Origin of the sequence: Streptomyces sp. NPDC002619, from assembly GCF_042889305.1 — a bacterium.
GTDB lineage: Bacteria > Actinomycetota > Actinomycetes > Streptomycetales > Streptomycetaceae > Streptomyces.
The window spans coordinates 15,005-29,271 of the sequence record NZ_JBIAQV010000042.1 but is presented as its reverse complement, the minus strand read 5'-3'; the positions used below and the strand labels follow the sequence as shown (position 1 = coordinate 29,271).

Sequence of the window (14,267 nt, the reverse complement as noted above, 5' to 3'; positions counted from 1 at the left end):
AGAGCGACCGAAACGTATCTTGCGCATCCGCTGAACTCAGTCGTCCCGGCGCGCGGAGATGGTCTACGCGTCGGGTCGTACGTCAGTCTACGTACCGGCTTGATACGAGCTGTGAGGCTTCTCCGCAGATCAGCGGACCCGCCCTCGTCAGGATGCATCAGCGGCAACTGACGGGTAAGTGCAAATTATTTGGGATGGCCCGGAATCGGAACACAGCGGCACTTCGGCTCGTTGTCATTACGTGAGCACGACACAGACACCACCTGTTCTCGCCGCAGAGCTGGCAGAGGCGTGGGCCGACATTCAGCGGTACCACCCCGAACTGCCGGATCTTGCCGCGCCAGAGTCCCTGATCGGGGAGTCGTCGTCCGCGTGCGGTCACGAACTCTCCTTCGAACGACTGCTCCATGAGGCAGTCCACGGCATCGCCGCCGCCCGAGGAGTCCGTGACACCTCCCGCGCCGGCCGCTACCACAACCGCAGATTCCTCGCGATCGCCGAGGAAATGGGCCTCGACCACCCCGACGAACCGCACCCGAGCAGCGGCTTCTCACTGGTCACGCTCAACCCCGAGGCCAAGCGGCGCTACCGCCCGACCATCGAGCGGCTGCAGCGCGCCCTGAAGGCCCACACGGCAGCCACCTCGGCCGACACCTCCAGCACGTTCCGCGGCCCGGCCGCCCGTCACGGCTCCTCCGGCGGAGGCGTCCGCGTCAAGGCTGTCTGCGACTGCGGGCGCAACGTCCGGGTGGTGCCCTCGGTCCTGGCCCAGGCCCCGATCGTGTGCGGCGGCTGCGGCAAGCCGTTCCGGATTCCGGAGGTCGCGGGAGCGGCGTAGCGGTACGGCTGCTCGTGGCAGCCGTACCGGGCACTCCCCGCCGGGGTCGCGCACCCGACGCGCGTCACCCCCGCGCCGGGTGCCTATCAGGCATGCCCGCCGCCCCTCGGCCAGAAGCGACCCGCAGGGTGTGGCACAATGGCTAGCTGTACTCGACAGCCGCACAGGACCCCTCTCTCCTCCGGCTGACGCGTCCATCGGGCACTCGGGTACCGCAACCCCACGCGGCCGACTCGCCGTGCCCAACCACGTCAAATCCAGGAGAACCCACTCCCGTGGCAGTCAAGATCAAGCTGAAGCGTCTGGGCAAGATCCGTTCGCCTCACTACCGCATCGTCGTCGCCGACTCCCGCACCCGCCGTGACGGCCGTGCGATCGAGGAGATCGGCAAGTACCACCCGACCTACAACCCGTCGGTCATCGAGGTGGACACCGACCGTGTGGCGTACTGGCTCGGCGTCGGCGCCCAGCCGACCGAGCCCGTGCTCGCCATCCTGAAGAAGACCGGCGACTGGCAGAAGTTCAAGGGCGAGCCCGCTCCGGCTCCGCTGCTCGTCGCCGAGCCGAAGGCCGCGCGCCCGACGTTCGAGGCGCTCGGTGGCGACGACGAGGGCAAGGGTGAGGCGATCACCCAGAAGAAGAAGGCCGAGAAGAAGGACGAGGCCGCCGCCGAGTCCTCCGAGTCGACCGAGGCCTGAGCACCATGCTCGAAGAGGCGCTTGAGCACCTCGTGAAGGGCATCGTCGACAACCCTGACGATGTGCAGGTCGCCTCGCGCAACCTGCGCCGCGGGCGTGTGCTGGAGGTCCGGGTCCACCCCGACGACCTCGGCAAGGTGATCGGCCGCAACGGCCGTACCGCGCGCGCCCTGCGCACCGTCGTGGGCGCCATCGGCGGCCGCGGTGTCCGCGTCGACCTCGTCGACGTGGACCACGTCCGCTGACGCTTATCGCATCCGGCTCGGGCCGGGGAGGGCCATTGGGCCGTCCCCGGCCCGCAGTCGTATGAGCCGCCCGGCGGCTCGCGTTCCGACAGGAGATCAAGCACAGTGCAGCTGGTAGTCGCACGGATCGGCCGCGCCCACGGCATCAAGGGCGAGGTCACCGTCGAGGTCCGCACCGACGAGCCGGAACTCAGGCTCGCCCCTGGCGCCGTACTCGCCACCGATCCCGCCGCCACGGGACCGCTCACCATCGCGGCCGGCCGGGTGCACAGCGGCCGCCTCCTCCTGCGCTTCGAGGGCGTCGGCGACCGCACCGCCGCCGAGGCCCTGCGCAACACCCTCCTGATCGCCGAGGTCGACCCGGACGAGCTGCCCGAGGAGGAGGACGAGTACTACGACCATCAGCTGATGGACCTGGATGTCGTCACCAAGGAGGGCGTGGAGGTCGGCCGGATCACCGAGATCTCACACCTGCCTTCCCAGGACCTCTTCATCGTCGAGCGGCCGGACGGAAGCGAGGTCATGATCCCGTTCGTCGAGGAGATCGTCACCGAGATCGACCTGGAGGAGCAGCGGGCGGTCATCGACCCGCCGCCCGGTCTGATCGACGACCGCGCCGTGATCGACTCCTCGCGGGACGAGTCGTAATGCGCCTCGACGTCGTCACGATCTTCCCCGAGTACCTCGAACCGCTGAACGTCTCCCTCGTCGGCAAGGCACGCGCGCGTGGGCAGCTGAACGTCCATGTGCACGATCTGCGTGCGTGGACCTACGACCGCCACAACACCGTCGACGACACGCCGTACGGCGGCGGCCCCGGCATGGTCATGAAGACCGAGCCGTGGGGCGACGCCCTGGACTCCGTCCTCGCCGACGGCTACGAGACGGGCTCCCACGCCCCGGCGCTGATCGTCCCCACGCCCAGCGGCCGCCCCTTCACCCAGGAGCTGGCCGTCGAGCTGTCCGAACGCCCCTGGCTGATCTTCATGCCGGCCCGCTACGAGGGGATCGACCGGCGCGTCATGGACGAGTACGCCACCCGCGTACCGGTGTACGAGGTGTCCATCGGCGACTACGTCCTCGCCGGCGGCGAGGCCGCCGTACTGGTGATCACGGAGGCCGTGGCGCGGCTCCTGCCCGGCGTCCTCGGCAACGCCGAGTCCCACCGCGACGACTCCTTCGCCCCCGGCGCCATGGCCAACCTCCTGGAGGGCCCCGTCTACACCAAGCCGCCGCTCTGGCGCGGCCTGGACATCCCGGACGTGCTGCTCAGCGGCCACCACGGGAAGATCGCCCGCTGGCGCCGTGACGAGGCACTGAAGCGCACGACGGCCCACCGGCCCGACCTCATCGAACGCTGCGACCCCAAGGCCTTCGACAAGAAGGACCGCGAGATGCTCTCCATCCTGGGCTGGGCCCCGGACCCGGAGGGCGAGCCGCACGGCCGATTTTGGCGCAGGCCCGAGGGCGTGGGAGAATAGCTCGCTGCTGTGCGTCCGTCCGGTGTGCGCCCCTGCCACAGGGGGACACGACGCCCGTCCCGACCCGTACGGCAGACCTCTTGGAAACACTAGTTCCCGTTGATGACCTGTGGCATCGGCGAAGAAAGCAGACGAAATGTCTCACCTGCTCGACACTGTCGACTCCGCGTCGCTGCGCAGCGACATCCCGGCCTTCCGCCCGGGTGACACCGTCAACGTCCACGTCCGCGTCATCGAGGGCAACCGCTCTCGTGTGCAGCAGTTCAAGGGCGTTGTGATCCGCCGCCAGGGCTCCGGTGTCCGCGAGACCTTCACGGTCCGCAAGGTCTCGTTCTCCGTCGGCGTCGAGCGCACCTTCCCGGTGCACACCCCGATCGTCGAGAAGATCGAGCTCGTCACCCGCGGTGACGTGCGTCGCGCCAAGCTGTACTACCTGCGCGACCTGCGCGGCAAGGCCGCGAAGATCAAGGAGAAGCGCGACAGCTGAGCGCGCTCGGGAGTTCATGGGCAGGCCGGATAACATCGGGCCCCGATGGACACCGAAGCACAGCCGACGGAGCGCGACCGCTCCTCCCGCCCCGATTCGGAGGCCGTGGAGGAACGGTCGCGTTTCGCGTTGGTGACGCGGCTCACCGAATGGCTGCCGGGCGGCCGGCTCACCCTCACCGCCTTCGCCTGCCTGCTCTTCCTGCTGCTTCTCAACACGTTCGTGGTGCAGCCGTTCCAGATTCCGAGCGGATCCATGGAACAGGGATTGAGGATCGGGGACCGCGTTCTCGTAAATAAGTTGGCGTACCGTTTCGGTGCCGGACCGCGGCGCGGCGATGTCGTCGTGTTCGACGGCACCGGGTATTTCGGGGACGCCGACTACATCAAGCGCGTTGTGGGTGTGGGGGGAGACCACGTGGTGTGCTGCGACAAGGAGGGGAGGGTCGAGGTGAACGGCCGGCCGGTCGACGAGACGGCGTTCCTCTATCCAGGGGACACCCCGTCCAGCGTGCCCTTCGACGTCGTCGTGCCCCCGGGCAGGCTCTTCCTCCTCGGCGACCACCGCGGCGACTCCAGCGACTCCCGCGACCACCTGGGCTCGCCCGGCGGCGGCATGATCCCGCTCGGCGACGTGATCGGGCGGGCCGACTGGATCATCTGGCCGTACGGCCACTGGACCAGCCTGCACCGGCCTGGCGCCTACGCGCGCGTGCCCGCCGCCGCCCCGTCCTCGGAGGGCGGGCATGGGTAACCGCGGCAAGCCGCGCGGTGTGCCCGGCAGCGTCGCCGACAACCTGCTGCCCACCGGGGCGCGCCGTGCCGCGGGACCGGCCGGTGGTCGCACGCGCGCGGAGCGGCGCAGGCTGCAGCGCAAGGTCAAGCGCAAGCGTAGGCGCGGCGCCGTGCGGGAGATACCGCTCCTGATCGGCGTGGCCGTCCTGATAGCCCTCGTCCTGAAGACCTTCCTCGTCCAGGCGTTCGTGATCCCGTCCGGCTCCATGGAGCAGACGATCCGGATCGGCGACCGAGTCCTGGTCGACAAGCTCACCCCGTGGTTCGGCTCCAAACCGCAGCGCGGCGACGTCATCGTGTTCCACGACCCGGGCGGCTGGCTGGCCGACGAACAGACGGCCAAGAAGAGCGACCCCGTCGGCGTCAAGCAGGTCAAGCAAGGCCTCACCTTCATCGGCCTGCTGCCCTCCGACAACGAGAAGGACCTCATCAAGCGGGTCGTCGGCGTCGGCGGCGACCACGTCAAGTGCTGTGACACGCGAGGCCGGGTCACCGTCAACGGCGTACCGCTGACCGAGGGTGACTACCTGTACCCCGGCAACAACCCCTCCGGCACCCCCTTCGACATCACCGTCCCCCAGGGGCGGCTGTGGGTGATGGGCGACCACCGCGACAACTCCGCGGACTCCCGGGCGCACCAGAACACCGACTACGGCGGCACGGTCTCCGAGGACTCCGTGGTGGGCCGGGCGATGATCATCGGGTGGCCGATCGGTCACTGGAGCACCTTGAAGGAACCTAAAACATTCGCAAGCGTGTCGAACTCCGTGTCGGGTGCGACCGCGGCTCCCCGGCTGTCGCATAGGGTTGCCCCAGACGATCCGAACGGATCCGTCCAGCTCCCGACCCCTGCGGAACTCCCGCTCGTTATGGGAGTGGTGGGCCTGCGTCGTATCTGGGGCAGGCGGCGGCACGGAGTAAGGAGTTGGCGTGGGGGATGTGGCGGTTGGCGCACGGTCCGGACACGACGGCGAGGAGCACCGCGGGCGTTCCGTGGAAGCTAGTGCCTCCGCCGCGGACGGGACCGTGACCTCCGGGAGTGACACCGGAGGGGCCGACGGACAGCCGTCGGCGGACGAGCAGGGGATGCGCGATTCGGCCGCCACGCCGAACAAGCCGCGCTCCTTCTGGAAGGAGCTGCCGATCCTGATCGGTATCGCGCTGGTGCTGGCGCTGCTGATCAAGACCTTCCTGGTGCAGGCGTTCTCGATCCCGTCCGATTCGATGCAGAACACCCTCCAGCAGGGTGACCGCGTCCTGGTGGACAAGCTCACCCCGTGGTTCGGCTCCGAACCCGACCGCGGTGAGGTCGTCGTCTTCCACGACCCGGACAACTGGCTGGCGGGCGAGCCGACGGCCAACCCGAACGCCGTGCAGAAGGTCCTCAGCTGGATCGGTCTCATGCCGTCCGCGGAGGAGAAGGACCTCATCAAGCGTGTCATCGGCGTCGGCGGCGACACCGTCGAGTGCAAGAACTCCGGCCCGCTGCTGGTCAACGGCAAGGCGCTGAACGAGCCGTACGTGTACCCCGGCAACACCCCGTGCACCGTGGACGACCAGGGCGGCCAGTTCAAGGTCAAGGTGCCCGAGGGCTTCATCTGGGTGATGGGCGACCACCGCCAGAACTCCCGCGACTCGCGCTACAACCAGGCCGACAAGAACCACGGCATGGTCCCGGTCGACAAGGTCGTCGGCCGCGCCATCGTCAAGGCCTGGCCGATCAACCGCTGGGGCACCCTCCCGGTCCCGGACACCTTCGACCAGACCGGCCTGGACGACCACTCCTTCGCCGGATCCTCGCTGTCGGTGGCCCCGGAGGGCGTCGCCATCGTCGGAGTGCTGCCGGTGGCGGTGTGGCGCCGCAGGCGCGCGACGGCCCAGACGGCCAAGCCCGAGACGAGGCCGGCGACCGGCCGACGCTGACGTCGCCACGGCCCCTGCCGCCACCGGAGCAGTCCCCGACCCCCACCGACCCGACCGGGACGGTGGGGGTCCGCCGTGTCCGCGGGTGGCCCCTGTGAAGACCTTGGGAAGCTTGTGACCTGGGTCGCGGAAGAGGGGCTGCCCCGGTTCGGTACCGCCGGGTAGGGTGCGGATCCATGGGTGGCGAGAGCACGACACGTACGGCCCCGCGCAGCGGCGGCACAGGCACGGCACAGGTCGGCAGCCGGCTCGGACAGCGACTGTCGGGGGTGGCCGTGGCGCTGGGCCTGGTGCTGTTCCTCGGTGGATTCGCATGGGGAGCGGTGGTCTACCGGCCGTACACCGTGCCCACCAGTTCGATGTCGCCGACGATCGGCGTCGGCGACCGGGTGCTGGCGCAGCGCGTCGACGGCGGTGAGATACGCCGGGGCGACGTCGTCGTCTTCCGGGACAAGAGCTGGGTCACCAACGCGGACGTCGTCAAGCGCGTCGTCGCGGTCGGCGGCGACACCGTGGCCTGCTGCACGAACGGCAAGCTGACCGTCAACGGCAAGCAGATCGAGGAGCCGTACCTGCCCAAGGGCAGCCTGGCCGAGATCACGAACTTCCCGACCGTCAAGGTCCCCCAGGGCCGGCTCTTCCTGCTCGGCGACGAACGCCAGGGCTCCCTGGACTCCACGGCCCACCTCACCGACGCGGCCAGTGGCACCGTCTCCCGCGACGCCGTGAGCGCTCGCGTCGACGCCGTCGCCTGGCCCATGAAGGGCATGCTCAAGCGTCCCACCGGCTTCGAGTCCCTCGGCACCCTGTCCCAGCCGGGCCCGCTGCGCATCATCGTCGCCCTGATCGTCGCCGGCGCCGTCCTCGTCCTCGGTGGTGGCGCGTACGGCCCGATCGCCAAGCGGCTGGGCCGCTCCCGTGCCCGCACGGAGCCCGTCGGTGCCCGCTGAGCCCACGGACGCGGGCGAGGACGCGTACGAAGGCGGACTGCGCAAGGTCGCCCGGGTGGTGCTGCTCGACCCCGACGACCGCATCCTGCTGCTGCACGGCCACGAACCGGACGACCCGGCCGACGACTGGTGGTTCACGCCCGGCGGCGGCCTGGAGGGCGACGAGACGCGCGAGGAGGCCGCGCTGCGGGAACTCGCCGAGGAGACCGGAATCACCCAGGTCGAACTCGGCCCGGTGCTGTGGCGGCGGCGGTGCTCCTTCCCCTTCGCCGGCCGCCGCTGGGACCAGGACGAGTGGTACTACCTGGCCCGTACGGCGCAGACGGCGAGTGCGGCCACGGCCCTGACCGAACTGGAACGGCGCAGTGTCGCCGGAGCACGGTGGTGGACGTGTCAGGAACTGACCCGGGCGCATGAGACGGTGTATCCGACCAGACTCGCCGAGCTGCTGCGCAGGCTGCTCGACGAAGGTCCCCCGGCCGGCCCTGTAACCCTTGACACGGAAATCGTCTAGGGGCGCGCGGGACTGGCGCACAATGGTGGGATCGCACGGCTGAAGGGGAACATGCCATGAGCGCCGAGGACCTCGAGAAGTACGAGACCGAGATGGAGCTGAAGCTCTACCGGGAGTACCGCGATGTCGTCGGTCTGTTCAAATTCGTGATCGAGACCGAGCGCCGCTTCTACCTCACCAACGACTACGAGATGCAGGTGCACTCGGTCCAAGGCGAGGTGTTCTTCGAGGTGACGATGGCCGACGCATGGGTCTGGGACATGTATCGGCCGGCCCGCTTCGTCAAGCAAGTACGCGTATTGACGTTCAAGGACGTGAACATCGAGGAGCTCAACAAGAGCGACCTCGAGCTGCCGGGCGGCTGAAGGCTGTTGCCGGGCGGCTGAAGACCCACGAACGGGTGATGGAGTTGTCCACAACCGCCGAGTAGTCCACCAAGATCTACTCGGCTGCGGCGGCTGCGTGAGGGTTGGCACCGGAGGTGGTGCCGACATGAACACGCAGCAGGCACGCAGCGCACTCGGCAAGTACGGCGAGGATCTGGCCGCCCGGCGGCTGTCCGAGGCCGGGATGACGGTCCTGGAGCGCAACTGGCGCAGCGGCAGGTCCGGTGAGATCGACATCGTGGCGAGGGACGGGGACGTCCTCGTCGTCTGCGAGGTGAAGACCCGCCGCGGTGGTGCGTACGAACACCCGATGGCCGCGGTGACCCCCGACAAGGCGTCCCGCCTGCGCGACCTGGCCGAGCGCTGGATCCAGACCCACGGCGGCGCCCCGCCCGGCGGCGTCCGCATCGACCTGGTCGGGGTCCTCGTCCCGGACCGTGGCGCCCCCGTGGTCGAGCACGCGAGGGGGGTGGCCTGATGGGATTCGCCCGTACGTGCTCGGTGGCGCTGGTGGGCGTCGAGGGTGTGGTCGTCGAGGTCCAGGCCGACCTGGAACCGGGGGTGGCGGCGTTCACGTTGGTGGGGTTGCCGGACAAGAGTTTGACGGAGAGCCGGGACCGGGTGCGGGCGGCCGTCGTGAACTCGGGTGGCGATTGGCCCCAGAAGAAACTCACGGTGGGCCTCAGCCCCGCCTCGGTGCCGAAGGCCGGCAGTGGCTTCGACCTCGCCGTCGCCTGCGCGGTGCTCGGCGCCGCCGAGCGGATCGATCCCCGGGTCCTGGCCGACATCGTCATGATCGGCGAGCTCGGACTGGACGGCCGGGTGCGCCCGGTCCGGGGCATCCTGCCGGCGGTACTGGCCGCGGCCGACGCCGGATACGAGCAGGTGGTCGTGCCCGAATGCGCCGCCGCCGAGGCCTCGTTGGTGCCCGGTGTGTCGGTGCTCGGTGTCCGCAGCCTCCGACAGCTGGTCGCCGTCCTTACGGACGAGCCCGTACCCGAGGAGGAGCCGGACGAGCTGGGACGTCCCGATCCGCTTCTGGCGGGACTGCGCGTACCGGGCACGGGCGCTGCCACGGGCATGCACAGCCTGGGCGCCGCACATCACGACCATGACCACGACCTCGCCGACGTCGTGGGCCAGACCTCGGCGCGTACGGCTGTGGAGGTGGCCGCCGCGGGTGGACACCATCTGTTCCTCGAGGGACCGCCCGGGGCGGGCAAGACGATGCTCGCGGAGCGGCTGCCCGCGGTCCTGCCCCGGCTCACCCGGGAGGAGTCGCTGGAGGTCACGGCGGTGCACTCGGTCGCCGGGCTGCTGCCGCCGGGCAAGCCCCTCATCGACGTCGCGCCCTACTGCGCCCCGCACCACTCGGCCACCATGCAGTCACTGGTCGGCGGCGGCCCGGGCATCGCCCGGCCCGGTGCCGTCTCGCTGGCCCATCGGGGTGTGCTGTTCCTCGACGAGGCGCCGGAGTTCCACAGCCGGCCCCTCGACGCCCTGCGGCAGCCCCTGGAAGCCGGCCACGTCGTGATCGCGCGCAGCGCGGGGGTGGTGCGGTTCCCGGCCAGGTTCCTGATGGTGCTGGCGGCGAACCCGTGTCCATGCGGTCGCTTCTCGCAGCGGGACACCCTGTGCGAGTGCGCGCCCTCGGCGATCCGCCGCTATCAGGCGCGGCTGTCCGGTCCCCTGCTGGACCGGGTCGACCTTCGCATCGAGGTCGACCCCGTCACCCGGGCCCAGCTCACCGAGCCGGGAGCCCGCGGCGAGTCCACCGCGACGGTCGCCGGCCGGGTCCTGGCGGCCAGGGAACGTGCGGCCACCCGGCTGTCCGGAACGCCCTGGCGGACCAACAGCGAGGTGCCCGGGAGGGAACTGCGCAGCCGCTGGCACGCGAGGGCCGGCGCGATGGACGAGGCCGAGCGGAACCTCGAGCGGGGCGTGCTCACGGCGCGTGGGCTCGACCGGGTCCTGCGGGTCGCCTGGACCGTCGCGGATCTCGTCGCCCACGACCGGCCCGACGCCACCGACGTCGCCCTCGCCCTGCAACTGCGCACAGGAGTCCCGAGGGGTGCCCCGATGGCCATCGGGGCACTGACATGAACGGGGACGACGACCCGGACGCCTGCATCGTCGCCCGTGTTTTCCTCAGCCGGGTCATCGAACCGGGGGACGAGATCGGTGGGCGGTGGTTGCGGGAGTTCGGGCTGGGGGAGGTGGTGCTGCGGTTGCGGGAGCGGGGGGAGGCGTTGCCCGGGGTGAGTGCGGCTCGGTGGGCTGGGCTGGTGGCTCGGGCCGCGCGGGCCGTGCCGGGGCGGGATCTGGAGGTCGCCCGGCATGCCGGTGTGCGGTTCGTGTGCCCGGGGGACGGTGAATGGCCGGCCCAGCTCGATGACCTGGGGGATGCCCGGCCCATTGGGCTGTGGGTCCGGGGCCGGCCCAGTCTGCGGATGTGGGCGCTGCGGTCCGTCGCCGTCGTGGGCGCCCGGGCCTGCACGGAGTACGGCGCCCACATGGCGGCCGACCTCGCCGCAGGACTCGCCGAGCGCGGCTGGGTCGTCGTCTCCGGCGGTGCCTACGGCGTCGACGGCGCCGCACACCGGGGCGCCCTCGGCGCCGGCGGTGCCACCGTCGCCGTGCTGGCCTGCGGCGTCGACCGGCCCTACCCTCGCGGACACACCGAGTTGATCACCAGGATCGCGGAACAGGGCCTGGTGGTGGGGGAGTTGCCGCCCGGTGATCATCCGACGCCGAGCAGGTTCATCCTGCGGAACCGGGTGATCGCGGCACTCACCCGGGGCACCGTCGTCGTGGAGGCCGCCTACCGCAGCGGATCGCTGGTCACGGCACGGGCCGCGCAGCGCCTCGGGCGGTTCACCATGGGCGTCCCGGGTCCCGCCACCAGCGCCCTCTCCGCGGGTGTGCACGAACTGCTGCGGGGCGACGCCGTACTGGTCACCGATCCCGCGGAAGTCGTCGAACTCGTGGGCGACATCGGAGAGCTGGCCCCGGCCAGACGCGGCCCGGTGCTCCCCCGTGACCTGCTGGAACCCGCCGCCCGACGGGTCCTGGCCGCCCTGCCGGGACACCGGGTGGCAGCACCCCGCGAGATCGCGCGCGGCGCGCAGACCACACAGGACGAGGTGATCGCGAGGCTGTACGAACTACGAGCACTTGGATACGTCGAACGACACGGCGATGGCTGGAAGTTGACACGCCAGGCGATGATCTCGGTCCGGGGCGGTCCCGGTCCGCGCTGACCGAGCGTGTTCGGCCGTCCGGGGGAATCGCCGACACCCTTGGGAATTCCCGGAGTTGGCCCCTTCTGGCCGTCACGCTGAGCAACGCGCGGAGTGGGGTGCGCGCTGTGCGGAGGGTCCCCGCGCAGGGGTGGAGCCAATGCGTTCGCACACCGCGACTCTCCAGTCACGCTACGCTCACGAAGACCCCGACGCGGACCGCGCCAACCCGACATCAGACAGGCAGCTCACCCAGGCACTCGCTTCTCGGCACTCCCTGGCACTTCTCAGTACTTCACGGCAGAACGGCACAAGGCGACGAATGCCCCAGCACACCTCCGGGTCCGACCGGGCGGCGATCCCCCCAGCCGCCCGCGACGGTGGCAGCGTGCGGCCGCCCGCTCCCTCGACGCTCGACGAGCTGTGGCGGTCGTACAAGGCGACGGGGGACGAGCGGCTGCGGGAGCAGCTGATCCTGCACTACTCGCCGCTCGTGAAGTACGTGGCGGGACGGGTGAGCGTCGGTCTGCCGCCGAACGTCGAGCAGGCCGACTTCGTGTCCTCGGGAGTGTTCGGGCTGATCGACGCGATCGAGAAGTTCGACATCGAGCGGGAGATCAAGTTCGAGACGTACGCGATCACGCGGATCCGGGGCGCGATGATCGACGAGCTGCGGGCGCTGGACTGGATCCCCCGGTCGGTGCGGCAGAAGGCACGGAACGTCGAGCGGGCGTACGCGACGCTGGAGGCGCGGCTGCGGCGGACGCCGAGCGAGGGTGAGGTGGCCGCCGAGCTGGGCATCGAGGTGGACGAACTGCACGCGGTGTTCAGCCAGTTGTCGCTGGCGAACGTGGTGGCCCTGGAGGAGCTGCTGCACGTAGGGGGCGAGGGCGGCGACCGGCTGAGCCTGATGGACACGCTGGAGGACACCGCCGCGGACAACCCCGTGGAGGTCGCCGAGGACCGGGAGCTGCGGCGGTTCCTGGCGCGGGCGATCAACACGCTGCCGGAGCGGGAGAAGACCGTCGTCACGCTGTACTACTACGAGGGCCTCACCCTCGCCGAGATCGGCAACGTGCTCGGGGTCACCGAGAGCAGGGTCAGTCAGATCCACACCAAGTCGGTGCTCCAGCTGCGCGCGAAGCTGGCGAGCTTCGGGCGCTGAGCGGGCGGAAACGCCCGAGTGGCGCGGACTGTCTCCCGTCGCGGGTGGCGCATCCGTACAGTGGTTGACGTGCCAAGGATTCGAGCGGCCTCCGTGGCCGAGCACAGGTCGATGCAGCGAGCCGCCCTGCTGGACGCGGCGCGGTCCCTGCTCTCCGAGGGCGGTACGGAAGCGCTGACCTTCCCGGCCCTCGCCGAGCGGACGGGGCTGGCGCGGTCGTCCGTGTACGAGTACTTCCGGTCGCGGGCCGCCGTGGTCGAGGAGCTGTGCGAGGTCGACTTCCCGGTGTGGGCGGCGGAGGTTTCGGCGGCGATGGAGCGGGCGGAGTCGGCCGAGGGCAAGGTCGAGGCGTATGTGCGGCGGCAGCTGGCGCTGGTGGGGGACCGTCGGCACCGGGCCGTCGTGGCGATCTCGGCGAGTGAGCTGGACGCCGGGGCGCGGGAGAAGATCCGGGCTGCGCACGGTGGGCTCGTGGCGATGATCGTCGAGGCGCTGGAGGATCTGGGGCACCGGCAGCCTCGGCTGGCGGCGATGTTGTTGCAGGGTGTGGTGGATGCGGCAGTGCGGCGGATCGAGCTGGGGGCGGCGGAGGATCCTGCGGAGATTACGGATACGGCGGTGGCGATGGCTCTGCGGGGTGTGCGGGGCTGAACCCTGCCGGGCCGGGCTTGGCTGGGCGGGGGTGGGTTTCGCTTGCCCGCGCTTGCGGGGTGCCTCGCCCACTCTCGGCTTCGCTCGAGCGGGGAGGCACGACTGCCTGCAGCTAGGGCGGTACGGGGACGCCCAGCACCGGGAGCAGTCTGGATGGTCCGCTGTGCAGCAGCCACGGTGGGAGCAAGGACAGTGGATCCAGGTACGTCTCGTCTCTCAGTAGGCCCCAGTGCACGCACATCCCCCCGCAGTGCGCCCCCGTGGCCTCCACCACCCCGACCACCTGCCCCGCCTCCACCTCGTCCCCCTTCTTCACCGAGGCGGTGACTGGCTCGTAGGTCGTGCGGAGATCCGTGCCCGTCAGCTCCACCGACACCACCCCCCTCCCCGCCAATCGGCCCGCGAACGACACCCGGCCCGGGGCCACCGCCCGTACTGGTGTTCCGGACCGGGCGCCCAGGTCCACGCCTCGGTGGCCGCGGCCGTACGGAGTCGCCGGGGGATCCCAGCCGCGTACCACCACAGGGTGGCTGCCCACCGGCCAGTTGCGGCCGATCGCCTGGGTCGATGGTGTCCGTGGAGGTGGTGGGGCCGGGGAGTCCGCACGGGCAAAAGGCGTCAGGATCGTCGCGGTCAGTGACAGCAGGAGCCCCAACCACACGGCCGTAGATCGTTTCGCTCGCATGCGAGAACCGTCCCGCACTCCCGCCGATCATGTCCGGGATCTGTGGACTACTCACCGGTTGTGGACAGCGGCGTCACCCGGTGCCTCGGCGGTCCCGTACACTTCTGGTGGCGATCCGGGTCACCGGGTCGACTTCGCACGCCCCGACATCAGGCCCTCACCGGCCGGTGTCAGCGCCTCTCGGTCCTTCGTGGCAACGGCGCATGCGGGC

18 protein-coding genes are annotated in these 14,267 nt (G+C 70.4%); 17 read left to right on the top strand and 1 reads right to left on the bottom strand.

Going from position 1 to position 14,267, the window contains the following annotated elements; all coding sequences use genetic code 11:
- The first annotated feature begins 241 nt into the window (after window positions 1–241).
- The 17 genes from ACFYXB_RS37260 to ACFYXB_RS37180 all read left to right on the top strand — a co-directional run bounded on the left by ACFYXB_RS37260 (window position 242) and on the right by ACFYXB_RS37180 (window position 13,371).
- A complete protein-coding gene (locus ACFYXB_RS37260; protein WP_351346577.1) occupies window positions 242–838 on the top strand; it encodes a hypothetical protein in 597 nt (198 codons plus the stop codon).
- 275 nt (window positions 839–1,113) lie between these two features.
- Window positions 1,114–1,536 carry a 30S ribosomal protein S16 gene (gene rpsP / locus ACFYXB_RS37255; RefSeq protein ID WP_351346579.1) on the top strand — a complete coding sequence of 141 codons (423 nt, stop codon included), beginning with the start codon at window positions 1,114–1,116 and terminating at the stop codon, window positions 1,534–1,536.
- 5 nt (window positions 1,537–1,541) lie between these two features.
- The gene (locus tag ACFYXB_RS37250; protein WP_003973401.1) at window positions 1,542–1,781 is read left to right on the top strand and encodes an RNA-binding protein; all 240 of its coding nucleotides are present in this window, start codon (window positions 1,542–1,544) and stop codon (window positions 1,779–1,781) included.
- 105 nt (window positions 1,782–1,886) lie between these two features.
- Window positions 1,887–2,429, top strand: a complete 543-nt coding sequence (gene rimM / locus ACFYXB_RS37245; protein ID WP_351346581.1) for a ribosome maturation factor RimM — start codon at window positions 1,887–1,889, stop codon at window positions 2,427–2,429.
- Window positions 2,429–3,262, top strand: a complete 834-nt coding sequence (gene trmD, locus ACFYXB_RS37240; RefSeq protein WP_389589440.1) for a tRNA (guanosine(37)-N1)-methyltransferase TrmD — start codon at window positions 2,429–2,431, stop codon at window positions 3,260–3,262. Before rimM ends, trmD begins: the two co-directional genes overlap by 1 nt.
- Before the next feature lie 136 nt (window positions 3,263–3,398).
- Window positions 3,399–3,749 carry a 50S ribosomal protein L19 gene (gene rplS / locus ACFYXB_RS37235; protein ID WP_351346585.1) on the top strand — a complete coding sequence of 117 codons (351 nt, stop codon included), beginning with the start codon at window positions 3,399–3,401 and terminating at the stop codon, window positions 3,747–3,749.
- A gap of 45 nt (window positions 3,750–3,794) precedes the next feature.
- Window positions 3,795–4,502 (top strand): signal peptidase I, encoded by a 708-nt coding sequence (gene lepB / locus ACFYXB_RS37230; RefSeq protein ID WP_351346586.1) that lies wholly within the window; start codon window positions 3,795–3,797, stop codon window positions 4,500–4,502.
- Entirely contained in the window at window positions 4,495–5,547 is a 1,053-nt protein-coding gene (lepB, locus tag ACFYXB_RS37225) for a signal peptidase I (RefSeq protein WP_389589439.1), read from the top strand. The genes lepB (ACFYXB_RS37230) and lepB (ACFYXB_RS37225) overlap by 8 nt, the downstream gene beginning before the upstream one ends.
- On the top strand, window positions 5,474–6,466 hold the full coding sequence (lepB, locus tag ACFYXB_RS37220) for a signal peptidase I (RefSeq protein ID WP_389589438.1): 993 nt from the start codon (window positions 5,474–5,476) through the stop codon (window positions 6,464–6,466). Before lepB (ACFYXB_RS37225) ends, lepB (ACFYXB_RS37220) begins: the two co-directional genes overlap by 74 nt.
- A 176-nt stretch (window positions 6,467–6,642) precedes the next feature.
- On the top strand, window positions 6,643–7,416 hold the full coding sequence (gene lepB / locus ACFYXB_RS37215) for a signal peptidase I (protein ID WP_389589437.1): 774 nt from the start codon (window positions 6,643–6,645) through the stop codon (window positions 7,414–7,416).
- Window positions 7,406–7,930, top strand: a complete 525-nt coding sequence (locus tag ACFYXB_RS37210) for an NUDIX hydrolase (RefSeq protein WP_389589436.1) — start codon at window positions 7,406–7,408, stop codon at window positions 7,928–7,930. Before lepB (ACFYXB_RS37215) ends, ACFYXB_RS37210 begins: the two co-directional genes overlap by 11 nt.
- 56 nt (window positions 7,931–7,986) lie before the next feature.
- Window positions 7,987–8,295, top strand: coding sequence for a DUF2469 domain-containing protein (locus ACFYXB_RS37205; protein ID WP_004924843.1), 309 nt, complete (start codon window positions 7,987–7,989; stop codon window positions 8,293–8,295).
- A 97-nt stretch (window positions 8,296–8,392) separates the two neighbouring features.
- On the top strand, window positions 8,393–8,794 hold the full coding sequence (locus tag ACFYXB_RS37200) for a YraN family protein (protein WP_351346596.1): 402 nt from the start codon (window positions 8,393–8,395) through the stop codon (window positions 8,792–8,794).
- On the top strand, window positions 8,794–10,419 hold the full coding sequence (locus ACFYXB_RS37195) for a YifB family Mg chelatase-like AAA ATPase (RefSeq protein ID WP_389589435.1): 1,626 nt from the start codon (window positions 8,794–8,796) through the stop codon (window positions 10,417–10,419). The genes ACFYXB_RS37200 and ACFYXB_RS37195 overlap by 1 nt, the downstream gene beginning before the upstream one ends.
- Window positions 10,416–11,576 (top strand): DNA-processing protein DprA, encoded by a 1,161-nt coding sequence (gene dprA, locus ACFYXB_RS37190; protein ID WP_389589434.1) that lies wholly within the window; start codon window positions 10,416–10,418, stop codon window positions 11,574–11,576. Before ACFYXB_RS37195 ends, dprA begins: the two co-directional genes overlap by 4 nt.
- Window positions 11,577–11,877: 301 nt before the next feature.
- Window positions 11,878–12,720, top strand: a complete 843-nt coding sequence (whiG, locus tag ACFYXB_RS37185; RefSeq protein ID WP_389589433.1) for an RNA polymerase sigma factor WhiG — start codon at window positions 11,878–11,880, stop codon at window positions 12,718–12,720.
- A gap of 93 nt (window positions 12,721–12,813) precedes the next feature.
- Window positions 12,814–13,371: a TetR/AcrR family transcriptional regulator gene (locus tag ACFYXB_RS37180; RefSeq protein WP_389589453.1), complete on the top strand. Its 558-nt coding sequence runs from the start codon at window positions 12,814–12,816 to the stop codon at window positions 13,369–13,371.
- A gap of 112 nt (window positions 13,372–13,483) precedes the next feature.
- Here ACFYXB_RS37180 and ACFYXB_RS37175 read toward each other — a convergent pair whose 3' ends face one another.
- Complete coding sequence (locus ACFYXB_RS37175) at window positions 13,484–14,056, bottom strand: murein hydrolase activator EnvC family protein (RefSeq protein WP_389589432.1); 573 nt, start codon at window positions 14,054–14,056, stop codon at window positions 13,484–13,486.
- Between the last annotated feature and the right edge of the window lie 211 nt (window positions 14,057–14,267).